Source organism: Rhodococcus opacus (genome assembly GCF_012396235.1).
GTDB lineage: Bacteria > Actinomycetota > Actinomycetes > Mycobacteriales > Mycobacteriaceae > Rhodococcus_F > Rhodococcus_F opacus.
The window spans coordinates 1-22,671 of sequence record NZ_JAAXPA010000032.1 but is presented as its reverse complement, the minus strand read 5'-3'; the positions used below and the strand labels follow the sequence as shown (position 1 = coordinate 22,671).

At 68.6% G+C, this 22,671-nt stretch carries 22 protein-coding genes; 9 read left to right on the top strand and 13 right to left on the bottom strand.

Annotation, left to right across the window (positions count from 1 at the left end):
- Positions 1-49: 49 nt before the first annotated feature.
- Positions 50-1,234 carry an aminotransferase-like domain-containing protein gene (locus HGB39_RS31175; RefSeq protein ID WP_043792572.1) on the top strand — a complete coding sequence of 395 codons (1,185 nt, stop codon included), beginning with the start codon at positions 50-52 and terminating at the stop codon, positions 1,232-1,234.
- Here the strand turns inward: HGB39_RS31175 and glpK are convergent.
- Entirely contained in the window at positions 1,219-2,712 is a 1,494-nt protein-coding gene (gene glpK / locus HGB39_RS31170; protein ID WP_005571605.1) for a glycerol kinase GlpK, read from the bottom strand. The two genes, HGB39_RS31175 and glpK, sit on opposite strands and share 16 nt — an antisense overlap.
- A gap of 50 nt (positions 2,713-2,762) precedes the next feature.
- On the opposite strand from glpK, the gene glpD reads away from it, so the two are divergent.
- On the top strand, positions 2,763-4,505 hold the full coding sequence (glpD, locus tag HGB39_RS31165) for a glycerol-3-phosphate dehydrogenase (protein ID WP_005239930.1): 1,743 nt from the start codon (positions 2,763-2,765) through the stop codon (positions 4,503-4,505).
- Here the strand turns inward: glpD and HGB39_RS31160 are convergent.
- Both HGB39_RS31160 and HGB39_RS31155 read right to left on the bottom strand, forming a co-directional pair.
- Positions 4,483-5,019, bottom strand: a complete 537-nt coding sequence (locus HGB39_RS31160) for a hypothetical protein (protein WP_005256959.1) — start codon at positions 5,017-5,019, stop codon at positions 4,483-4,485. The two genes, glpD and HGB39_RS31160, sit on opposite strands and share 23 nt — an antisense overlap.
- Before the next feature lie 184 nt (positions 5,020-5,203).
- Positions 5,204-6,163 (bottom strand): oxygenase MpaB family protein, encoded by a 960-nt coding sequence (locus HGB39_RS31155; protein WP_051055275.1) that lies wholly within the window; start codon positions 6,161-6,163, stop codon positions 5,204-5,206.
- Between the two features lie 53 nt (positions 6,164-6,216).
- On the opposite strand from HGB39_RS31155, the gene HGB39_RS31150 reads away from it, so the two are divergent.
- Both HGB39_RS31150 and HGB39_RS31145 read left to right on the top strand, forming a co-directional pair.
- Entirely contained in the window at positions 6,217-6,795 is a 579-nt protein-coding gene (locus HGB39_RS31150) for a TetR/AcrR family transcriptional regulator (protein ID WP_005573314.1), read from the top strand.
- 7 nt (positions 6,796-6,802) lie between these two features.
- Positions 6,803-7,534: a DUF1353 domain-containing protein gene (locus HGB39_RS31145; protein WP_005573313.1), complete on the top strand. Its 732-nt coding sequence runs from the start codon at positions 6,803-6,805 to the stop codon at positions 7,532-7,534.
- On the opposite strand, the gene HGB39_RS31140 is transcribed toward HGB39_RS31145, so the two are convergent.
- Together HGB39_RS31140 and HGB39_RS31135 are read right to left on the bottom strand one after the other, a co-directional pair.
- Complete coding sequence (locus HGB39_RS31140; protein WP_005573312.1) at positions 7,531-8,280, bottom strand: DNA-formamidopyrimidine glycosylase family protein; 750 nt, start codon at positions 8,278-8,280, stop codon at positions 7,531-7,533. The two genes, HGB39_RS31145 and HGB39_RS31140, sit on opposite strands and share 4 nt — an antisense overlap.
- A 1-nt stretch (position 8,281) precedes the next feature.
- Entirely contained in the window at positions 8,282-12,790 is a 4,509-nt protein-coding gene (locus tag HGB39_RS31135; protein ID WP_267204480.1) for an ATP-dependent helicase, read from the bottom strand.
- 179 nt (positions 12,791-12,969) lie between these two features.
- Between HGB39_RS31135 and HGB39_RS31130 the strand changes: the two genes are divergently transcribed.
- The gene (locus tag HGB39_RS31130; protein ID WP_248950095.1) at positions 12,970-14,199 is read left to right on the top strand and encodes a DUF222 domain-containing protein; all 1,230 of its coding nucleotides are present in this window, start codon (positions 12,970-12,972) and stop codon (positions 14,197-14,199) included.
- 73 nt (positions 14,200-14,272) lie between these two features.
- Here HGB39_RS31130 and HGB39_RS31125 read toward each other — a convergent pair whose 3' ends face one another.
- Positions 14,273-14,413 (bottom strand): hypothetical protein, encoded by a 141-nt coding sequence (locus HGB39_RS31125; RefSeq protein ID WP_155756156.1) that lies wholly within the window; start codon positions 14,411-14,413, stop codon positions 14,273-14,275.
- An 86-nt stretch (positions 14,414-14,499) separates the two neighbouring features.
- On the opposite strand from HGB39_RS31125, the gene HGB39_RS31120 reads away from it, so the two are divergent.
- Positions 14,500-15,036: a LiaF domain-containing protein gene (locus HGB39_RS31120; RefSeq protein WP_005573309.1), complete on the top strand. Its 537-nt coding sequence runs from the start codon at positions 14,500-14,502 to the stop codon at positions 15,034-15,036.
- On the opposite strand, the gene HGB39_RS31115 is transcribed toward HGB39_RS31120, so the two are convergent.
- Genes HGB39_RS31115 through HGB39_RS31105 form a run of 3 tightly spaced genes read right to left on the bottom strand, consistent with a single transcriptional unit; the run spans position 15,033 to position 18,736 of the window.
- Positions 15,033-16,037, bottom strand: coding sequence for an acyl-CoA dehydrogenase family protein (locus HGB39_RS31115; RefSeq protein WP_005573308.1), 1,005 nt, complete (start codon positions 16,035-16,037; stop codon positions 15,033-15,035). The two genes, HGB39_RS31120 and HGB39_RS31115, sit on opposite strands and share 4 nt — an antisense overlap.
- Positions 16,038-16,067: 30 nt before the next feature.
- The gene (amaB, locus tag HGB39_RS31110) at positions 16,068-17,585 is read right to left on the bottom strand and encodes an L-piperidine-6-carboxylate dehydrogenase (protein ID WP_065490409.1); all 1,518 of its coding nucleotides are present in this window, start codon (positions 17,583-17,585) and stop codon (positions 16,068-16,070) included.
- Complete coding sequence (locus tag HGB39_RS31105; protein WP_064080685.1) at positions 17,582-18,736, bottom strand: 2-oxoadipate dioxygenase/decarboxylase family protein; 1,155 nt, start codon at positions 18,734-18,736, stop codon at positions 17,582-17,584. The genes amaB and HGB39_RS31105 overlap by 4 nt, the downstream gene beginning before the upstream one ends.
- A gap of 30 nt (positions 18,737-18,766) precedes the next feature.
- On the opposite strand from HGB39_RS31105, the gene HGB39_RS31100 reads away from it, so the two are divergent.
- The 3 genes from HGB39_RS31100 (at position 18,767) to HGB39_RS31090 (ending at position 21,426) form a co-directional block, all read left to right on the top strand.
- Complete coding sequence (locus HGB39_RS31100; protein WP_037208656.1) at positions 18,767-19,231, top strand: Lrp/AsnC family transcriptional regulator; 465 nt, start codon at positions 18,767-18,769, stop codon at positions 19,229-19,231.
- A 66-nt stretch (positions 19,232-19,297) separates the two neighbouring features.
- The gene (gene lat, locus HGB39_RS31095; RefSeq protein ID WP_064080686.1) at positions 19,298-20,641 is read left to right on the top strand and encodes an L-lysine 6-transaminase; all 1,344 of its coding nucleotides are present in this window, start codon (positions 19,298-19,300) and stop codon (positions 20,639-20,641) included.
- Positions 20,638-21,426 carry a tyrosine-protein phosphatase gene (locus HGB39_RS31090; RefSeq protein WP_005563265.1) on the top strand — a complete coding sequence of 263 codons (789 nt, stop codon included), beginning with the start codon at positions 20,638-20,640 and terminating at the stop codon, positions 21,424-21,426. The genes lat and HGB39_RS31090 overlap by 4 nt, the downstream gene beginning before the upstream one ends.
- Here the strand turns inward: HGB39_RS31090 and HGB39_RS31085 are convergent.
- From HGB39_RS31085 to HGB39_RS31070, 4 genes are all read right to left on the bottom strand, one after another.
- Complete coding sequence (locus tag HGB39_RS31085; RefSeq protein ID WP_005563267.1) at positions 21,390-21,722, bottom strand: VanZ family protein; 333 nt, start codon at positions 21,720-21,722, stop codon at positions 21,390-21,392. The genes HGB39_RS31090 and HGB39_RS31085 overlap by 37 nt on opposite strands.
- Before the next feature lie 2 nt (positions 21,723-21,724).
- Complete coding sequence (locus HGB39_RS31080; protein WP_005563268.1) at positions 21,725-22,063, bottom strand: hypothetical protein; 339 nt, start codon at positions 22,061-22,063, stop codon at positions 21,725-21,727.
- Position 22,064: 1 nt separating this feature from the next.
- The gene (locus HGB39_RS31075; RefSeq protein WP_005563269.1) at positions 22,065-22,475 is read right to left on the bottom strand and encodes a DUF1707 SHOCT-like domain-containing protein; all 411 of its coding nucleotides are present in this window, start codon (positions 22,473-22,475) and stop codon (positions 22,065-22,067) included.
- A gap of 69 nt (positions 22,476-22,544) precedes the next feature.
- Positions 22,545-22,671 (bottom strand): acyl-CoA carboxylase biotin carboxyl carrier protein subunit (locus tag HGB39_RS31070; protein WP_168442935.1); only part of this gene is annotated, 127 nt, incomplete at its 5' end.

The window sequence follows — 22,671 nt, the reverse complement described above, 5'->3', positions numbered from 1 at the left end:
GGGTGTTCCTCACCTGATCCCTGCTTTGACGTGCCTCCTGGGAGTCGACATGCCGCAATCACTTGCCCGCCGCATGGATGGTCTGCACAGCTCCGCCATCCGTGACCTTCTCACCCTCACCGCCCGGCCCGACGTGGTCAGCCTCGCAGGCGGGCTGCCCGACCCCGAATTCATTCCGCGCGAACGGATCCGGAAGGAAGCCGAACTCGCGCTCGCGGACCCGGCCTCCGTCCAGTACGGCGAGACCACCGGGCTGCGCCGGCTCCGCGACGTGCTCGCCGCCCGGGAGGGCGCGAAGATCGGCCGGCCGCTCGGCGCCGCCGACGTCGTCGTCACCCACGGCTCGCAGCAGGCGCTGAGCCTTCTCGCCCAGGTGCTGCTCGATCCCGGCGACGTCGTGATCGTCGAGGAACCCGCCTACACCGGAGCGCTACAGGTGTTCCGGGCCGCGGAGGCCGACGTCCGGTCCGTCGCACTCGACGCCGACGGGATGGACACCGCCGCCCTGCAGGGCATGCTCGAGGACGGACTGCGGCCGACCGTGGTCCACACGGTGAGCAACTTCCACAACCCTCGCGGCGTCGTCCTGGCGCCCGGCCGCCGGGAACACCTGGCCGCACTGGCGGACCGTTACGGCTTCTGGGTGATCGAGGACGACCCGTACGGTGAACTCTTCTTCGACGGGCCACCGCCCGCACCCGTCGCCGCGTTGTCGGACCGGGTGATCCGGCTGTCCAGTGCGTCGAAGATCCTGGCGCCTGCGCTGCGGGTCGGGTGGCTGCACGGCGACCGGCGGGTGTGTGAGGCCGTCGAGCTGCTCAAGCAGGGCGCGGACCTCTGCGGTTCGTCGCTGACGCACCAGATCGCCGCCGGACTGCTGTCGGATGAGCCGTGGCTGGGCCTGCATCTGGAGATGCTGCGCGCCCGCTACGGGTCCCGGGCCCGGGCGCTCGCGGACGGCGTCACCTCGACGTTCGGCGACCGCGCCCGCGTGTCGTCGACGGCGGGCGGGATGTTCTGCTGGACCGAGCTCACGGACGCGGACATCGACACGGCGGCACTGCTGCAGACCGCCGTGGACCACGGTGTCGCCTTCGTCCCCGGATCGGCTTTCGGCGTCGCCTCGGAGCACCGGAGCGCTCTGCGGCTGTGCTTCGCGACCTGTTCGGAGGACGTGCTGACGGGTGCTGCGGCGAGACTCGGCGACGCGTACGCCGATCACGCCCAGTTGTAGGTCCGTTCGACCGCCTTGTTCCACTCGGCGTAGAGCCGGGTGGACTCGGCCTCGTCCATCGCGGGTTCCCACGTCTTGTCGACGGCCCAGTTCGCGCGGATGTCGTCCTCACTCTCCCAGAAGCCGACGGCCAGCCCGGCGGCGTACGCGGCGCCCAGAGCCGTCGTCTCGTTGACGACGGGACGGATGACGGGCACGGCGAGAATGTCCGACTGGAACTGCATGAGGGTCTCGTTGACGACCATGCCGCCGTCCACCTTGAGGGAGGCGAGTTCGACGCCCGAATCGGCGCGCATCGCCTCGATCACCTCGCGGGTCTGATATGCGGTGGCCTCCAGGGCGGCCCTGGCGAGATGGCCCTTGTTCACGAACCGGGTGAGGCCGACGATGGCCCCGCGGGCGTCGGGCCGCCAGCGCGGTGCGAACAGTCCGGAGAACGCGGGCACGAAGTAGGCGCCGCCGTTGTCGTCGACCGACTTGGCCAGATCCTCGATGTCCTTGGCGGACTCGATGATTCCCAGATTGTCGCGCAGCCACTGCACCAGTGAGCCGGTGACGGCCACCGACCCCTCGAGGGCGTAGACGGCCGGCGCGTCACCGATCTTGTAGCAGACCGTGGTGAGGAGTCCGTGCTTGCTGTGCACGGGTGTGGTCCCCGTGTTGAGCAGCAGGAAGTTCCCCGTTCCGTACGTGTTCTTCGCTTCGCCCTCCGACAGGCAGGCCTGCCCGAACGTGGCGGCCTGCTGGTCGCCGAGGATTCCGGCCACCGGCACGCCGGGCAGCGTCCCGTGCGGGCGTCCGACGCCGTAGACCTCCGACGAACTGCGGATCTCGGGCAGCATCGACATCGGGATGCCGAAATCGGCACAGATCTCCGGATCCCAGTCGAGGGTCTCGAGATTCATCAACAAGGTGCGGGAGGCGTTGGTGACATCCGTCACGTGGGTGCCCTCGGTGATGTGCCACAGAATCCAGCTGTCGATGGTGCCGAAGCAGAGCTCGCCCGCGTCCGCCTTCTCCCGTGCGCCGTCGACGTTGTCGAGAATCCACCGGACCTTCGGCCCCGAGAAATACGTGGACAGCGGCAGGCCGGTGCGCTTCCGGTACCGGCCCGGGCCCTCGTCGCCGCCGAGTTGCGTGCACAGTTCGTCGGTGCGCGTGTCCTGCCAGACGATGGCGTTGTACACGGGTTCTCCGGTGTTCCGGTCCCACACGACCGTCGTCTCCCGCTGATTGGTGATGCCGATCGCGGCGATGTCGCGTTTGGTGAGATCGGCCTTCGCGAGCGCGGACGCCACCACTTCACGGGTGTTGATCCACAGCTGGGTCGGATCGTGCTCCACCCAGCCTGCGCGCGGAAAGAACTGCTCGTGTTCCTTCTGGGCGACGCTGACCACGGCGCCGTCGTGATCGAAGATCATGCAGCGGCTGGAGGTGGTGCCCTGGTCTATCGCGGCGATGTACTGAATCACACGCATGAAGCTACTAGCCTGGCAGAGAATCCGTCGTCATCTCACAGGAGCCCGAGTTGAGTAGTCAGCCAGGTGTGCAGTTCCTCGGTCCCCGGCAGCGTGATGCCGCATGGGACAAGCTGCAGACCGAACAGTTCGACGTCGTCGTGATCGGCGGTGGTGTGGTGGGAGCCGGTGCGGCCCTCGATGCGGCCACCCGCGGGCTGAAGGTGGCGCTGGTCGAGGCACGCGATTACGCGTCCGGGACGTCGAGTCGCTCGTCGAAGATGTTCCACGGCGGTCTGCGCTATCTCGAGCAACTCGAGTTCGGACTGGTCCGGGAGGCACTCCGGGAGCGTGAGCTGTCGCTGACCACCCTCGCGCCGCACCTGGTGAAGCCGCTCAAGTTCCTGTTCCCGATCACCCACCGCGTGTGGGAGCGCCCCTACATGGCGGCGGGCATCTTCCTCTACGACCGGATGGGCGGCGCCAAATCGGTTCCGGCGCAGAAACATCTGACGCGCGCGGGTGCGCTGCGGATGGCGCCGGGGCTCAAGCGCAACTCGCTGACCGGCGGCATCCAATACTACGACACCGTCGTCGACGACGCCCGCCACACCATGACCGTCGCCCGCACCGCCGCTCACTACGGGGCGGTCGTGCGCACGTCCACACAGGTGGTCGGATTCCTCCGGGAGGCGGACCGGGTCTCCGGAGTGCGCGTCCGGGACTGCGAGGACGGCCGCACCGCGGACGTGAAGGCGCACGTCGTCATCAACGCCACGGGGGTGTGGACCGACGAGATCCAGGCGCTGTCGCGGCAACGCGGCCGGTTCCGCGTCCGCGCGTCCAAGGGCGTCCACATCGTGGTGCCGCGCGATCGGATCGTCAGCGACGCCGCGATCATCCTCCGCACCGAGAAGTCGGTGCTGTTCGTGATCCCGTGGGGCAGCCACTGGATCATCGGCACCACCGACACGGACTGGAATCTCGACCTCGCGCACCCGGCGGCCACGAAGGCCGACATCGACTACATCCTCGGTCACGTCAACAAGGTGCTGGTGACGTCGCTGACCCACGACGACATCGACGGCGTCTACGCGGGCCTGCGTCCGTTGCTCGCGGGGGAGAGCGACGAGACGTCGAAACTCTCGCGGGAACACGCCGTCGCGCGGGTGGCGCCGGGCCTGGTCGCCATCGCGGGCGGCAAGTACACCACCTACCGGGTGATGGCAGAGGACGCCGTGGATCTCGCCGCCGACGACATTCCCGCGCGGATGGCGCCGTCCATCACGGAGAAGGTGCCGCTCGTCGGCGCGGACGGTTATTTCGCGCTGGTCAATCAGACCGTTCACCTCGGCCAGATGTACGGCCTTCACCCGTACCGCGTGAAGCATCTGCTGGACCGGTACGGTTCGCTGATCGACGAGGTGCTCGATCAGGCGAGCGGGAAACCGGAACTACTCCAGCCCATCACGGACGCACCGGCCTACCTGCAGGTCGAGGTCGTGTATGCGGCGGCGGCCGAGGGCGCCCTCCATCTCGACGACATCCTCGCCCGGCGCACGCGCATCGCCATCGAGTACTCGCATCGGGGTGTGAACTGCGCCGAGCAGGTGGCGCAACTGGTGGCCCCCGTCCTCGGCTGGGACGCCGACGCCGTCGACCGTGAGGTGAAGACGTATCAGGCGCGGGTGGAGGCGGAGGTACAGTCGCAGGCCCAGCCGGACGACCTGTCGGCCGACGCGTTGCGGGCGGCGGCGCCCGAGTCGCGGGTGGAACTGCTCGAACCACCGGTCAGTGTGTCAGAAATACCTTGATGACCACGATGATCGTCGCGATCACGGCGAGGCCGAACGCGGCGAGGTGCGTGCCGTTCGTGACCCTTTCGCGGCGGAGGCGGCTGATCACGTAACTGATCGACCCGATACGGGCGATCATCACGATCTCGGCGGTCAATTGCGCGGTTCTCGGTTCCAGCCAGCCCAGCAGGGCCGTGCCGAGGATCACGGCAGGCACCACCGCGGACGTCAGGACGGGGACACTGTCCCGTAGTTCCCGTAGGCGTTCGGTGCTGGACAGTGATCTGCCCAGCCGGAGCGTCTGGCCTACCGACTCGGCGAACACGTGGGCGAGAAACGTGGACAGCGCGGCACCGACGACGATGGCGATGCCCAGGGTCTCCTGGGATTTGGTGACCGGGATGAGCGCGGCGAGCACCAGGATGTTGCCGTAGATGTAGGCGCTGATGCGGCTCGCCGCATGGTCGGGCGACAGCGGCTCGTCGCTGATCAGCGGCGGGCGGTTCAAGAGCCTCGGAAGGTCCCAGTCCATCCTTCGAGCATTCCACGATCTCGTCGGTCAGCGGGTGTGGACGAGCGATTTCGGGGCGTGGGCGGCGACGACTCCCGACAGAGCCATGACGACGAGGGCTGCGACAGCGATGTATTCCATGTGACCGAGCATCGTCCCGGAACCCGTGAGCGGTGTGGGCGTTGTCTGTGAGCTCCCTGGGAACTCAGACCTTCGGGCTGTAGTGCTGGGGGTCGTCGCGCCGGCCGAGCGGTGGAAGATTGCGTCGGGGTGTGTGGACGAGCGGAGCGTGCGCGGGGGCGCGTCCGGTCTCGCGGTCCCAGCCTGCGCGGGCGCGCGGGTGGTAGCGGTAGCGCCAGGGCACGAGCCGGAAGACGGCGCCCACGGCGCGGCCGGCGAGGGTGTGCAGGCGCTCGTCGCGTGTGGTCCAGCGGTAGCCGAGGAGGTCGCGGACCGGTTGGTCGTACATGCCGACCGTCAGCCACACGAAGCCCTTCGCCACCGGGATACGGAGGATCGCCCAGATCGGGTCGGGTAGCCACGACAGGAACGGGGGAACGCCGAGACCGGACAGGTCGAGGACGTCGCGGGTGGCCTTGTTGTCCTCGAGGACGTTGCGGCACATGTGATCCCAGTACTCCTGGAACGCCTCCCAGGTTTCCGGGACGGGGCGCATGCTCATTCCGTACAGGCGGTACCACTGGATGTGCTCGGTGAACAGCCGGCTCTTCTGGTCTTCGGTGAGGCCACCCATGAAGTGGTCGCCCGTGAGGATGGTGCCCATGAAGAACGTGGCGTGCGCCCAGTAGAACGTGTCGGGGTCGAGGGCGTGGTACCTGCGGCCGTGTTTGTCGATTCCCTTGATGTTGTCGTGATACCCCCGCACCTGCTCGGCGGTCTGCTGAGCACGGTCGCCGTCGAAGACGACGCCGCCGATCGGGTACAGCGACCGGTAGAGCCGCTCCCATCGCTCGTCGAAGAAGCGGGAATGTTCCTCGACGCCCGCGCCGAGTCCGGGATGCATGTTCTGCATCGACCCGGCCCAGACGCCCTGCAGCATTCCGCGCCAGTCGCCGAAATACTTCCAGGTCAACGAGTCGGGGCCGAGGGGGACTGGAGCGGAGGCCGGGACGGGCGTACCGTCCGGGTTCAAGTGACTACGCACGTTGTCAGACTAGGATCTGACAACACACGTAGTCAAGGATCGGAGCGAGAAAAGTGACGCTGGAGGACCGGCGGGAAGCACGGCGGAATTCGCTACTCCGCGCGGGCGTCGCGCTGCTCGGAGCCCCGGACGGGCCCGCGGTGAGCGTGCGCGCGGTCTGCCGCGCCGCGTCGCTGACCGAACGGTACTTCTACGAGTCGTTCCAGGACCGGGACGAATTCGTGCGCTCGGTCTACACCGCAGTGGGTGACGAGGCGCAGGCCGCTCTCGTGGAGGCGGTCGCGTCCACCGAGACCGCGCGGGAGCGCGCCGAGGCCGCCGTGGACGCGTTCGTGAAACTCATGGTCGACGATCCCGCCATGGGCCGCGTGCTGCTGCTCGCACCGCTGTCGGAACCCGCGCTGAGCAGGCGGGGCATCGACCTGATGCCCGGCTTCGTCGCACTCGTGCACGACCAGCTGTCCGCCGTCGACGACGAGGTGGAGAAACAGCTCGTCGCGGTCGGTGTGGTGGGCGCGCTCACGACGCTGTTCATCGGATATCTCGACGGAACTGTTGCCGCGTCGCGCGAGCAATTCGTCGCTCATTGCGTCACTCTGGTGGTGGAGGCAAACAAGGCCGGCCACGAGTGAGGTGCGCATGCCGTTCCAGGTATCCGTGGACGATCCGACTCGCCCGCAACCCGAGCTTCGGGTACTCGACCGCAAGTTCTTCCAACTCGTCGGCGAGTTCGTCTACGTCCACGGCGACACGGTGGTGACGGTGCCCGGTTGCGCCCCGATGCCGTGCCTTCTCCGCACGGATCTGGCATCGATCCCCGCGCCGCTGCAAGGCCTGCTCACCCCGTACGGCCGGCAGCTGCTTCCGGCGATCATGCACGACGACCTCTGCAAACGTGCGAGCGCGCAGGGACCGGCGGGAAACACGCTGCGACGGCACGCGGACGAACTGTTCCGGCTCGCCCTGCTCGACGAGGGCGTCGGACCGTTCCGCAGCCGCATCTTCTGGGTCGGCGTCGAGGTCGGCCGGTTCTGGACGTTCACCGACGTCGCCCGGTTCCTGCTCATCGCGCACCAGGTGCTCGGGATGCTGTGCTGGGTAGTAGGCGTGCCGTGGGCGTTGGCGACCGCGCACTTCGGCCTGGCCGCGCTCCTTCTTGTGCTTCCGGTCGTGCTGTCGCTGTTGTGGCGCAGAGACTTTCCCGTCGCCCTGCTCGGGTGCCTTCTCCTGCCCGTAATCGCGCCGACGTATCTGCTGACGATCGCCACGGCCGCGGTGCTGTGGGTGCCGGACGGTGCCGCGTGGTTGTTCGGCCGCAGACGGACTCGCAGACCGCCGCCGCTCGGACCGCCGACCACCGTCCTTCGCTAATCCACCATCGGCGGCTGACAGTACGTGCAGAAGAAGATCTGCTGCTGACCGAGGTCGTGGCCTTCGATCACCGTCCCGCAACGGCGGCAACGCTTTCCGGCACGCCCGTACACCCACGGCCGATGTCGGACGGAGTTGTTCTTGTCGATGTGAATCATGCGATGCGCGAGCGTGACCAGCGCGGGCAGGTCGGCCACGCCGCTGGACGGAGTGTAGGGATGGACGCCGCGGAGGAAGCAGACCTCGTTGCGGTACACGTTGCCGAGACCGGCCAGGTTGCGCTGGTCGACCAGGGCGAGACCGATGGGCTGGTCACCGGCCGCCCGCAGGTTGCGGATCGCCGTGTCGGCGTCCCAGTCCGGCCCCAGCAGATCCGGGCCGAGGTGGCCGACCGCGGAATCCTCGTCGTCACGCCCCAGGATCTCGGTGATGCCGAGCGAGAATCCGACCGCCACCCTGTCATCGGTGGCGAGCACGATCCGGGCCTGGTGCGTGGGACGGCGCCACTTCGTGTCGTGCGCGTAGACGTGCCACGCGCCTTCCATCTTCAGATGCGTGTGGATCGAGTAGTCGCCGACCCGGATGAGAAGGTGCTTCCCGCGGCTGACCACCTCGTCGACGAGCTGGCCGGACAGGTCGACGGTGGCGTACCGGGGGACCCGCACGTCGCAGCGGGTCAGCACCTTGCCCGCGAGGGCGTCGCGAAGCGAGTTGGCGGTGCGCCAGACGGTGTCGCCTTCGGGCATCTCAGGCTCGCAACCGGAATCCGCGAGGGGTGGGCGAGAAACCGGCCTCGGTCAGGATCGGCGCGAAGTCGCTGCCGTGGATGGTGTCGCCGTCGACCTTCTCGACGACGATCTTGTCGATCCCGCCGCGCTTGACCACACCGGCGAGCGTGACCGCCGCGGTGCGGAGAACGCCGGGGTCGTCGGTGAAGGTGAGGATGGTGCGCCCGCCGCGTTCGACGAACAGGATCAGTTCACCCTCCACGAGCACCACCAGACCGCCGGCCTTGCGTCCCGGCCGGTGCGCGGGCGCGTCATCGCCGCGCTTCGGCCAGGGGAGAGCCGCACCGTATGGGTTGGCGGGATCGCTGGCGGCGAGAGTCACAGCGGGCAGGGTGGTGTGCCTGCCCTCGAGCGAGTCGCCGTAGCTCCGGAGTCGGTCCACCACGGGCGGGGTGGAGAACTGTGCACCGCCGAGCGACTCGACGAAATGTCCTCGCCGGCAGCGGCCGTTGTCCTCGAACGTGCCCAGCACCTTGTACATCAGCGCGAATCCGCCGGGAACGTTCTCGGTCATCACGGACCCGCGCGTCACCACCCCGTACCGCTCCAGGAGCAGTTCGGCCGTGGCGCTGGCACGCAGCGTGGCATCGGATTCGGCGGCGGGGAGGATCGACCACCTTCCCCCAACCGTGGGCGGTGCGGTGCGCACCGGGACCGTCAGGCTGCGGTACGCGCGGGCGCGTGGGGGTCGTCGCGGCGACCGGTGGCTCGTGGTGGTCCTGGACGTGTCCGACAGCAGGGCACGCACCGGGGCGAGCGTGTCGTTGCCGATGTGGCCCAGCCACACCAGATCCCACAATGCGGTGGCCAGCGCGGTGTCGTCGGACATCTCGAGGGTGTCCGCGAGTTGCCGGAAGAAGTACGCGCCGCCGCCGGACAGCGTGTCGAGCACCCGGCGCTGGACAGCGGACAGATCCGATTCCGCGGGCGTGGTCAGCGTGAGCGGTGCGGTGTCGGCGGGGTGGAGGCACACCCACCCGTCCTTGCCGGAGATGCTGCCCGCGCCCGACCACAGGACCTCGCCGGTGGAGGTGAGTTCGTCGAGCATGGCGGGGGAGTAGTCGGCCACCCGGGACGGCAGGATCAGTGACTCGAGTGCCGAGGCGGGCACCGGGACGCCGGCAAGCTGTTCCACCACGGTCGCGACGCCGTCGATGCCGCGCAGCGTGCCCCCCACGTGCTGCCAGCCCGGGAGGAAGCGGCCGAGCGTCGCGGTGCTGACCGGTTCTACCTCCTGCCGCGCCGCGGCCAGCGAGCGCCTGCGGAGTCGGCGGAGAACCTCGGCGTCGCACCATTCGCTTCCCGTCGCGCCGGGGCGGAACTCGCCCTCGACCACCCGCTTGCCCTGCGCGAGTCGCTGCAGCACGTCACGGGCCACCGCGGAACCGAGCCCGAAACGGGCGGCGGCGTCGGTGATCGTGAACGGACCGTGGGTGCGGGCGTACCGGCTGATCAGGTCGGCCAGCGGATCGTCGACGGGTTCGATGAACGCGGCGGGAACACCGATGGGTAGCGGCACCCCGAGCCCGTCGCGCAGGCGGGCAGCATCCTCGATGGCCGTCCACCATTCGTGACCGGCGAAGGAGACGGCGAGCGCCCGCTTCGCGCGGACGAGTTCGTCGAGCCAGGGGGTGGGATCGCTGGTCGACCGTGCGGCGACCTCGTCGGAGGTGAGCGGACCCAGGAGGCGCAGCAGGTCGGCGACGCCTTCGAGATCTTTCGCCTTGCGGTCGGGAAGCAGGCGCTGGAGTTCGAGTTCGGCGTGGGCGATGACGTCGGCGTCGAGCAGTTCGCGCAGTTCCACCCTGCCGAGCAGTTCCGCGAGCAGCGTCGAGTCCAGGGACAGCGCCGCCGCCCGGCGTTCGGCGAGCGGGCTGTCGCCCTCGTACATGAACTCGCCGACGTAGTTGAACAGCAGGGCGCCGGCGAACGGCGACGGCGACTGCGTCTCCACCTCGACGATGCGGATCTGGCGACGCGCGAGCCTGCGGAGCAGGTCCTTCAGCGCCGGTAGGTCGTACACGTCCTGCAGGCACTCGCGGACGGTCTCGAGCAGGATCGGGAACGTCGGATACCGGCGGGCCACGTCGAGCAGCTGGGCGGACCGCTGCCGCTGCTGCCAGAGCGGTGCGCGCTTTCCGGGGTTGCGGCGCGGCAGCAGCAGCGCCCGGGCCGCGCACTCACGGAACCGGGACGCGAACAGTGCCGAACCGCCGACCTGTTCGGTGACGATGTCCTCGATCTCGTCGGTGTCGAAGACGAACAGGTCGGCGCCGGGCGGGGTGTCCTCGGTGTCGGGAAGACGCACGATGATGCCGTCGTCGGAGGCCGTCGCGTTCGAGTCGAGGCCGTACCGCTCGCTCAGCCGCGCACTCACGGCCAGCGCCCACGGAGCGTGAACACGCTGGCCGTACGGCGAATGCAGGATCAGTCGCCAGTCGCCGAGCTCGTCACGGAATCGTTCGACCACCAGGGTGCGGTCGGTGGGGACCTGCCCGGTGGCGGTCTTCTGCTCGGCGACGAGCTGAACGAGATTGTTCGTGGCGTTCTCGTCGAGCCCGCCGGTGCGGCAGCGTTCCTGCACCTCGATCTCGTGCCCGAGAGAGATCTCCCGAAGGAACTGCCCCAGCGCCTCGCCCAGTTCCGCCGGCCGGCCCAGGCCGTCACCGTGCCAGAACGGCAGCCTCCCCGGCTGCCCGTAGGCGGGGCTGACCAGCACCCGGTCGAACGTGATCTCCTCGATCCGCCAGCTGGTGGCCCCGAGCGCGAAGACGTCGCCGACCCGCGATTCGTACACCATCTCCTCGTCGAGTTCGCCGACGCGGGACGCCTTCTCACCGACCATGTAGACCGTGAACAGACCGCGGTCGGGGATGGCGCCACCCGAGGTGACCGCCAGCCGCTGCGCGCCGGGGCGTCCGGTGAGCGTATTGGCCTCGCGGTCCCAGACGAGGCGGGGCCTGAGCTCGGCGAACTCGTCGGACGGGTAGAGGCCGGCGAGAAGGTCGAGGGTGGACTCGTACGCCGAGCGGGGCAGCGTTGCGAAGGAACCGCTACGCCGGACCGTCTCGAACCAGTCGTCCACGTCGAGCGGCTCGAGCGCGGTGGCCGCCACCGTGTGCTGGGCGAGGATGTCGAGCGGGTTGGCGGGGACGGCGAGCGCCTCGATCTTCCCGGTGACCATGCGCTCGACGGTGACCGCGCAGTGCACGAGATCGGTGCGGTGCTTCGGGAACACGACACCCCGCGAGATCTCCCCGACCTGGTGTCCGGCGCGGCCGACTCGCTGCAGACCGTTCGCCACCGACGGTGGTGCCTCGACCTGGATCACCAGATCGACCGCGCCCATGTCGATTCCGAGTTCGAGGCTGCTCGTCGCGACCACGCACCGCAGTCGCCCCGACTTCAGGTCGTCCTCGATCAGGGCCCGCTGGTCCTTGCTGACCGACCCGTGGTGGGCGCGGGCGAGGAGGGGGTCCGCGCCGAAATTGACCTCGGACGGCGTGCCGATCTGCGAGGCCGGTTTCGGGTTCTTGTCGACGGCGGTCCCGGCGCGTTCGGCGTAGATCTCGTTGAGCCGAGCCGTCAGGCGCTCGGCGAGGCGCCGCGAGTTGGCGAACACGATGGACGACCGGTGCGCCAGGACGAGGTCGACGATCTGTTCCTCGACGTGCGGCCAGATCGACCCCGCCTGCGGGGTCGCCGACGCCGAACCCTCGGCGGGTTCGGCGAGGCCGAGTTCGGTCATGTCCTCGACCGGCACCTGCACGGTGAGGTCGAACGTCTTCGGCGACGGCGGCGCGACGATCCGGATGGGGGCCGAACCGGACAGGAACCGGCCCACTTCCTCGTGCGGGCGCACCGTCGCCGACAGCCCGATGCGCTGCGCCGGGGTGGCGAGAAGCTGGTCGAGACGTTCGAGCGACAGGGCCAGGTGGGCGCCGCGCTTGGTGCCTGCCACCGCGTGCACCTCGTCGACGATGACGGTGTCGACCTGGGTCAGCGTCTCACGCGCGGCGGACGTGAGCATGAGGAACAGCGACTCGGGGGTGGTGATGAGGATGTCGGGCGGATTCTTGATCAGGGCGCGCCGGTCACCTGCCGGTGTGTCGCCGGAGCGGACGCCCACCGAGATCTCCGGCGGGGAGAGCCCGAGCCGCTTGGCTGTCTGCGTGATCCCGACGAGCGGGGCGCGCAGGTTGCGTTCGACGTCGACACCCAGGGCCTTGAGCGGGGAGATGTAGAGGACCCTGGTCTTGCGGTCCGTTCCGTCGGTGGCGGCGAGTTGGTCGAGGGACCACAGGAACGCGGACAGCGTCTTGCCCGAACCGGTCGGGGCCACGACGAGCGTGTGCGCGCGGCTGGCGATCGACTCCCACGCACCGAGCTGCGCGGCCGTCGGCGCCGGGAAGGCGCCGTCGAACCACTCGCGGGTGGCAGCGGAAAACCTGCCCAGGACGTCGCTCACCGTTCCATAGTGCACCGGGGGTGTGACAGGCAGCGGGAACACACCGTGCGGTCTCTGGAATCCAGTTCGGTCTGGGATGTTCATCCCCGAGGTGGCACGGGCGATTGCGTCGGGACTCGCGTCGTTTCTGCTCTCGGTCGGCGCTGGAATGCCGACGACGGTCACCTCGATGCTCAGTGGTGAGATTCCGCGGAGGCACTGTCCGGCGCGCGGCGCGCGGCCGTACTCGCCGACAAGGCCAGCTCGAGAAGTCCCTCCGCCGCGCCGGTGCAGTCTCGCTGCGGCTGATCGTCGAGAGTGTCGAACGCTCGTTACCCGCGGCGCTCGGTTGCAACTCACCGAACAAGCTCCTGGTCGAGGTGCTGCGCGTGTCGGCAGCAGACGCGTCGGCACGGGTGGCGGCCGCCCGCGACCTCGGTCTGTTTCATACAGCTTCGGGCGAGCAGATGGAGGCAGCGCTGCCGGAAACCGCCTCCGCGCAACGGGATGGCGACATCGGTGCCGACCATGCACGCGTAATCCGGAAGATCATGCGAAAGATCCCGCATGCGGTCACCAACGCCGACGTCGCATTGGCGGAGTCCATCCTGGCGCAGTGTGCGAGAGAAGGTACACCCGAAGATGTCGAGAGTGCCGGCCACCGCCTCCTCGCTCATCTCGATCCCGACGGAAACCTGGGTGACGATCGTGATCGCTCCCGGCGGCGTGGTGTTTCGCTGGGCCGTCAGGATTCCGAACTGATGTCGAAGATCTGCGGTGAACTCGACCCCACAGCGCGCGCTCTGCTCGACCCGATCCTCGCGAAATGGGCTCGCCCCGGCATGAACAACCCGGACGAGCCGGAGTCACCGTCTGGCGACGCCGACAATCCGTCGATCGACCGTGAAGCACTGGTGGCGGCGGCAGCGCGTGACACTCGCACTGCTGCGCAGAGAAACCACGACGCCCTCAGCGCGATATTCCGGGTCATGCTGGAATCCGAGATCCTTGGCCGGCATCGGGGTCTGCCCGTCACGGTGATCATCACCATGACTCTCGACCAACTCGAGAATGCGGCAGGCGGCGTGACCACCACGGCCACCGGCGGACTCCTTCCCCTCGGTGACGCGATGAAGCTCGCCGAACGCGCCCACCCGGTGCTCGTCGTGTTCGACCACGACGGCCGGCCCCTGCATCTGGGACGGCGCCGACGAGTGGCGAGCGCGGACCAACGCCTCGCTCTCATCGCCGCCGAAGGCGGATGCACACGACCTGGTTGCGCGGCCCCGGCCAGCATGTGCGCGGTGCACCCCCTGCAGGAGTGGCGCAACGGCGGATACACCGACAGCGCACCGAATGGATTCCACCACCGGACATCGACCCGGACAGAAACCCGCGAATCAATCACCGACATCACGCCGGTGAGCTGATCGCCCGCGCTCGCCGGAAAGCCCGCGACCGGGCATGTGCCGAGGACGGTGTGCCCTAGCTGTGCGCCGCCCCTCACACTGTCGTGAGTTTCGCCGTCGCCGGAGCGAACGACGGCGACGGCAACTCGACGGTGGCGGGCTCGTGCTCGGAGACCACCACGTAGGCGCCCACAGCGAGTAGCGCCAGAGCAACTGCGCGGATCAACTTGAACACGTTGTCTCGCTTCGGTCGAAGGGGCGGTGTGTCACGGGTGTAGCCGTCAGACAGTAGACGAGGGCACCGACAGCTACGGTGGAGTAATGACTGCTGCAGGGGACAGCCGCGAACTCGACCGAATCCGGGAGGCCGCACAAGCCCGCCTCGAGAAGGGGGTGGGGGACGGAAAGCTGACATTGGAGGAGTATTCGGAGCAAGCCGCGATCGTCTGGTCCCGCGACGTCGACGTCGAAGGTCTTCGGCGGCTGGTCCCCGTCGAAGCTCCAGCGGCGCCGGTGTCGCGACCTCAGTCCACCATCGTCGGAATCTTCGGCGACACCAAGCGTTCCGGCCGCTGGTCGCTCGCCGTCAAGACACTGGCCCTGCTCGTGTTCGGGGACGTGAAGCTCGACCTCCGGTCGGCCGTGATCGGCGCCCGCACGTCGACGATCACGCTCGTCACACTGTTCGGCGACAGCACGATCACCGTTCCGGAGGGCGTGCACGTCGAGGTGGGTGGTTTCGACCTCTTCGGCGACCGCGAACTCGACGCCGGTGCACAGGATCCCGGGCCCGCAGCCCCGACGATCCGCATCGTGTCGTACTCGCTGTTCGGTGACCTGAGGGTCCGCACCCGCTAGTCGCGGCCGAGGCGCTCCAGCAACGCCGACTTGATCGCCGGACGTCCCGCTGCGACGAGCGTGAAGGTGGCTTCACGCATGAGGCGTTCGGCGGTGTTCCCGGCGAGCAGTGACGAGCTGCCCTTCGCCGTGACGAGGGCGGTGGCGGTGCGGATGGCGAGTTCCGAAGCGCGGGCCCGTGCTTCGGCGATCTCGGCGCGGCCTTCGAGTGCCGCGTTCAGGTCGAGTCGTGCGCGTGCGGCCTGCTCTTCGAACGGGTCCGCGTCGACGCCGAGAGCCTCCAGTTCGCTGATCGCCCGGCGGGTGATCCCCATCGCCATGCACCCGTTGATCCACGACCCGAACAGCTGGCTCTTCGCGAAGTCGTCGGGGGAGACGACGGCACTCACCAGATCGCGTGGCACGGCGAGCCCGTCGAATGTCAACCGGACCGTGTTGGACCCGCGGGCCGCGATCAGCGGGAGTTCCTCGGCGGTGAGTCCCCGAAGCGGTTGCGCGGGAATGATGACGTGCACGATGGAGTCGTCGAATTCGTCGCGCGCCGACACCTGGAGCAGATCGACGATGCCCCAGCCGGTGACGAACGGCGACACCCCGTCGAGCACGTAGCCGTCGTCGACGCTGCGTGCCCACAGAGTGGGCGGGACGGGAATCGCTCCGGCCAGGGCGACACCGGCCCGGACGGTGCCGTCGATGAGCCCGTCGAGGTAGCGACCCTGCAGAGACGTGTTCGGCGAATCGGCGAGACCGGCGACGACGCCGTGATGCTGCATCCACGTGAACGCCGTCGCGAGGCAGCCGCCGCACAACGTCTCGATCACGTCGACCAGCACCGACGGCGTCACACCTTCTTCGCCCGGTGCCGCGAGTCCGTAGAAGCCGTCGGCGGCGAGAGTCTCGAAGTGACTGTCGGGAATCTCGCCGTCGGCATCGACGCTGTCGGCCACCGGGAACAACACGTTCTCGGCAATCTCACGCGCCATCTCGGTCCAGTTGCTCACGCCCCGAGAGTAGCCGGTCGACGCCGCCGATCAGGTGAACTCCACCCCTTGCGCGAGCGGGAGTCGATCGGAGTAGTTGACGGTGTTCGTCGCGCGGCGCATGTAGGCCTTCCATGCGTCGGATCCGGACTCGCGTCCGCCGCCCGTCTCCTTCTCGCCGCCGAACGCCCCGCCGATCTCCGCACCCGACGTGCCGATGTTGACGTTCGCGATGCCGCAGTCGGAACCGTCTGGCGCGAGGAACCTCTCGGCCTCACGCTGATCGGTGGTGAAGATCGACGACGAAAGCCCTTGGGGCACTTCGTTGTGCAATGCGATCGCCTGGTCGAAGTCGTCGTAGGTGAGGACGTAGAGGATCGGTGCGAACGTCTCCTCCTGCACCACCGACGTCTGCGCGGGCATCCGGACGAGGGCGGGCGAGACGTAGTAGGCGGAGTCGCTGCCACCGCTGCGTTCGCCGCCGCAGACAACGGTCCCGCCGTCGGCGCGGGCCTTGTCCAACGCGGTCTGCATGGCCTCGAACGCGGAGCGGTTCACCAACGGACCGACGAGGACACCGTCGTCGAACGGGTTCCCGACCTTCAACTGGCCGTACGCCGAAGAAATGCGCTGCACCAGCTCGTCGGCGACGGAGGAGTGCACGATCAGCCGCCGCAGGGACGTGCAGCGCTGGCCCGCGGTGCCCGCGGCGGAGAAGACGATTCCCCGCACGGCCAGATCGAGATCGGCGGACGGGGCCACCACCGCTGCGTTGTTGCCGCCCAGCTCGAGTAGACATTTGCCGAAACGCGCGGCGACGCGCGGACCCACGGCGCGACCCATCCGCACCGACCCGGTGGCGCTGACCAGCGCCACGCGTGCGTCGTCGACGAGACGCTCGCCGACGTCCCCCGCGCCCTGGACCAGGGCGTGGATCCCGGCGGGTGCACCGACGTCGCGGGCAGCGCGCGCCAGCAGCGCATCACAGGCGATCGCGGTGAGCGGAGTCCGATCCGACGGCTTCCACACCACCGTGTCGCCGCAGACCAGCGCGACGGCGGTATTCCACGACCACACCGCGACGGGGAAATTGAACGCCGAGATCACCCCGACGACTCCCAGTGGGTGCCACGTCTCCATCAGCCGGTGTCCCGGACGTTCCGAGGCCATCGTCCTGCCGTACAACTGGCGTGACAGACCGACCGCGAATTCGCAGATGTCGATCATCTCCTGCACTTCGCCCTGCGCCTCGGACGGAATCTTGCCCGCCTCGAGGGTGACCAGTTCCGCCAGGTCCGTCTTGTGTTCCGTCAGAAGCTGACCCAGGCGGCGCACCACCGCGCCGCGTTGGGGGGCGGGAACGGTACGCCACTCGAGGAAGGCGTCGTGCGCTGCGGTGATCGCCCGGTCCACGTCGTCCGTGCTGCTCGCGGTCACCGTGCGCAGTTCGGTCCCGGTGATCGGGGTTCGCGCGACGAGCGGTCCACCGGCGTCGGTGATCTCGGCGCCGCACCGGATCAGTGCTTCCTCGGCGCGTCGGCACAACTCCTCGGGGGCGGGAAGGTTCACGATGCTGTCCTCTCTCGGGTTCGATCCTGCTGCTGTCGGTAGAGCGTGAACGGGTCGTGCACAGGCCGGCCGAGGGTCTCGGCGAGCCATGGTGGGTGGTCGGGGCCGGAGTCCACCGCCACCGGGAGGTAGTCCTCGTAGAGAATGGGCTCCGCGACGTCTTCCTCGCCGGAGAGTCGGTGGCTGAAGTACGCCAGCCCGCTCGCCTCGAGTTCGGCTTCAGTCCGCGGAAACTCGCGTTCCCAGCGGGCGGAGTCGGCGTCCGCCAGACGGTCGCACAGTTCCCGTCCCTCGGGTGTCAGTGCGATGCCGCGCGACTCCGCAACGACGACTCCGCGTGGTTCGCCGGCGGCGCGGAACGACGCCTGCCGCTGAAGTACGTCCGGGCCGCCCCATGCGGGCGGTCCCTGGATGCGGCCGATCATCGTGAGGCCGCGGCGCGCCGCACGCAGGCGCAGGTCGTCGAGGTCGAAGACCCGTGGCGCCAGATGGACGACGCGGACGCTCGTGCGCCCACCGATGTCGGCGGCGACGGGGGAGATACGTTCGAACTCGGAGTGCCAGGACCGGTCGGCCGCGGTGTCCGGCGATGCGAAGGCCGTGGCCGCCAGTGCGACGAACCGCTCCGCCGTCGGTGCCGTCAGCCCGCCTTCCTCGGTCGCGAGCGCGGCCAGGTGCAGCACCTCCGTGGGAAACACCGTGCGCGCGGCGAGAACGTTCTCGAGGCGGCGCTGCCGGTCGCAGTCGAAGAACCGGCGATCGGCGGTGGTGAGCATCGACGTGAACATCCCGAACGGGTTGCGGGCCAGTTCGATCGGATCGACGGGACGAAACGCCGTCGAGACGACGGGCGCGGGTGCGGGCGCGTCGCGCAGGTCGTAGCAGCCGACGGGGTGCATTCCGAAGCCCGCGAACAGGATGGCCGCCTGGCGCAGCTCCGTGGGTCCACCGAGCCTGATCGCGCCGCGGCGTTCGGATGTGATCCGGGCCAGGCCGCCACGGCGTTCGGCGTCGGCAGGGTGTCGCGCCGCGAAGTCCGCGTTGACCGCACCGGCCACCTCGGCCAGTGTGTCGTATGCGGGCACCTCCCGGCCGTACGTCGCGGCCAGTGCCCGGGCAAAGCGGGCGCGGAGCTCCCACGTTTCAACCATGATGCACCTCCGCTGGGCTAGCCTGCGCTGGTGGTGGAATCTTTTCGTAGCGACGCACCCCATACTCCTCTCGACGACATCGATCGGGTACTGATGCAGGAGTTGGTGGCCGACGGCCGGGCGACTCTGGCGACACTCGCCGAGAAGGCGGGGCTGTCGATCTCTGCCGTGCAGTCCAGGGTGCGCAGGCTCGAGGCCCGCAAAGTGATCCGCGGGTACACCGCGAAGATCGATCCGGATGCGCTCGGGCACGGTCTGTCCGCATTCGTCGCGATCACTCCTCTCGATCCGTCGCAGCCCGACGATGCACCCGCCCGGTTGCGGAACCTCCCCGCAATCGAAGCGTGCCACTCGGTCGCGGGGGAGGAGAGCTACGTGCTGCTGGTGCGCGTCGCTTCCCCGCGGGAGCTGGAACACCTGCTGCAGGAGATCCGTGCCACCGCCAACGTACACACGCGCAGCACCATCATCTTGCAAACATTTTACGACAGATGAGCCCTGTTCCGGATATGTTGCCGAATCGTCGCCGGTTCACAGGAATTTTGACGTAATCTCGTCGGTATGAGCACAGCGATTCGATTTACCGGAGATGGGGGCGAGCTGCCGGCGAGCCAGGTGCACGACGTGCTGCGCGAGCGCATTCTGGTCGACGGTTTCGACCTGGTGCTCGACCTGGAACACTCACGCGGTACGCATCTCGTCGACCAGCGCGATGGCACCAGCTACCTGGACATGTTCGGATTCTTCGCCTCGTCCGCGCTGGGGATGAACCACCCGGAACTGGCGGACGACGACGCCCTTCGCCGGGAACTGGCGGCGGCGGCGATCAACAAGCCGAGCAATTCCGACATCTACACCGTCCCGATGGCACGGTTCGTCGAGACGTTCGCCCGGGTGCTGGGCGATCCCGCACTGCCGCATCTCTTCTTCATCGACGGGGGCGCACTCGCCGTCGAGAACGCTCTGAAGGTGGCGTTCGACTGGAAGAGCAGGCTCAACGAGAGCCGCGGCCTCGACCCGGCGCTCGGCACGAAGGTGCTCCATCTGACCGAGGCGTTCCACGGGCGCAGTGGATACACGATGTCGCTCACCAATACCGAGCCCGGCAAGGTGGCGAGGTACCCCAAGTTCGACTGGCCGCGCATCGACTCCCCGTACCTCGCGGACGGGCGGGACGTCGTCGAGGCCGAGCGTCACGCACTGGACCAGGCGCGGCGCGCGTTCGCCGAGAACCCCTCGGATGTGGCGTGTTTCATCGCCGAGCCGATCCAGGGAGAGGGGGGAGACCACCACTTCCGCCCGGAATTCTTCCGGGCGATGGAGGCGCTCTGCCGTGAGAACGACGCGCTCTTCATTCTCGACGAGGTGCAGACCGGGTGCGGTCTCACCGGCACTGCCTGGGCGTACCAGCAATTGGGAGTGCATCCGGACGTCGTCGCGTTCGGCAAGAAGACTCAGGTCTGCGGCATCATGGCCGGCGGCCGGGTGGACGACATCCCCGACAACGTGTTCGCCGTCAGCTCGCGGATCAACTCCACCTGGGGTGGCAACCTCACCGACATGGTGCGGTCCCGCCGGATCCTCGAGATCATCGAGGAGGACCGGCTCGTCGACCGGGCCCGGATGACCGGGGCGCATCTCCTCGAACGACTGCGGGAACTCGCACGCGCGAATCCCGACGTGACCGAGCCGCGGGGACGCGGCCTCATGTGCGCGATCACCCTCCCCACTCCGCAGCGGCGGGACCGCGTCGTCGCCGACCTCAGGGACCGGGAGCGGGTGCTGATCCTGCCGACCGGCAAGCGCGGGATCAGGTTCCGCCCACCCCTGACGGTGACGACCGCGGAACTCGACGCCGCCGTGGATGCACTGGCCCGAGTGCTGGGCGGTACCGTCGACGCATGACGCCGATACCGCTCACGTCCGTGCCCAATCTGCGAGACGTCGGTGGCTACCGAACCCGGGACGGCGCGAAAGTGCGCACCGGCGTGTACTTCCGTTCGACCGATCTCAGCCGTATCGCGGACACGGACATGCCGCTGCTCGACGGCCTCGGGATCCGGACGGTGTACGACCTGCGCACCGCGGACGAGCGCGACGCGGCGCCCGACAAACTCCCGGACGGCGCTCGCGCGGTGGTGTTGGACGTGCTCGCCGACAAGGGGATCCGGTCTATCCCCGCGCAGATGCTCCAGGTGATCGCCGATCCGATGATCGCCGAACGGGAACTCGGCGGCGGACGCGCGATCGAGTACTTCGAGGGCAGCTACCGCGACTTCGTCGTGATGCCGAGCGCGGTGTCGTCGTACCGGGAGTTGTTCGGCGACCTGGCCTCGAACGGCAACACGCCTGCCCTCGTGCACTGCACCACCGGCAAGGACCGGACGGGATGGGCCACGGCCGCGCTACTGCTTCTCCTCGGAGTCGGTGAGGACGACGTGTTCCACGACTACCTGCTGACCAACGAACTCCTGCTTCCGTCGTTCGCGGGCGTGTTCGAGAAATTCGTCGACGCGGGTGGAGATCCGGCGCTGCTCGAGCCCGTGCTCGGAGTCCGTCAGCAGTACCTGGAGGTGTCCCTGGCCACCATGCGCGAGCAGTACGGGACCGTCGAACGGTACTTCTCCGACGGACTCGGCCTCGACGCCGGCGTTCAGACTCTGCTGCGGGAGCGCATGATCGCGGACTGAGCGGCCAACCCGATCGCCACACCCACCATGTCGGCGCAGAGATCCCAGACCGATCCGTGCCGGCCGATCGGCAGCACGCCCTGCAGTATCTCGGTGATCACCGCGAACGCCGCGAGCCAGAGCACGGTGATCCGTGGTGTCAGGAGCGCGTACCGGGAGGCGGCGGCCAGCGCCGCGAACAGCAGGGCGTGCACCACCTTGTCGGCATGTTCGGGACCCGACGGCGTCGCGGACGCAGGGGACAGGAGCATGACCAGTGCCAGCACGGTGAGGGCCGCCACCGGAACGGATCGCATAGTCACCGCCGGACCGTGAACCCCAGTGCGCCCTCGGCAAACCGTTGCACCGCATCCGATCCGCTCGCCAGCGCGTCCTCGTGGCCGGTCCGCGCCCAGCCGGTGAGGGTCGCGGACTCCCCGGACGGGGTGAGGCCCACCTCGGCGAGCAGTTCGCCGGTGTTGGGCTGGCAAATCGCCCACGAATAGTGCTCGTCGCTCAGCCACTGCGCCGTACGGCGGGCGACGTACTCGGGTTCGGCGATTCCACCGTCCGCGAGCGCCGGGCGATCGTCGACCCGTTCGTCGGCGCGCAGCGCGCGCAGGTACCAGCCACCCGCATTGACCTCGACAGGTTCCATGTCAGCGGTCCCGGTCGCGGCGGCGATCGCGACCGTGGCGGTCGTCGCGGGTGCCGAACAGGATGGCGCCGGCGGCAGGGATCATCAGGAAGAACAACCAGCTGTTGTCGACCGGGACGACGAAGAACAGCACGAGGGCGACGAGCGGGATCACCGACATCACGATGCGACGCCAGTTCTGGTCGTTGTCGGTGCCGGCCGATTCGGCCTTGGCGGGCGCGCCGACCGTGGTCGCGGGGAGGTCGGTGAACACTCGGTCGAGCTCGCCGCGAGTGGTGGCATTCGTGACCGCGAGACTGCGCTCGTCGAACTCGGGGACCGTCAAACGGCCCGCCGCGAAATGTTCGCTCAGCAAGTTCAGGGCCTGCTCACGTTCGGCAGTGCCGATACGGATCTCGGGAACGTCAGACATGCGTACAGACTACTGTGAGTCCTTCTCGACCCCGGGGGCCGAGAAGGACTCACGAGTGGGCGCAGGTGCCTATTTCAGTTCTGCGAGGACGGTGCCCTGGGTGATGGCGGCGCCGGGTTCGACGGCGAGGCCGGTGACGGTGCCGGCCTTGTGGGCGTTGACGGGGTTTTCCATTTTCATGGCCTCGAGGACGGCG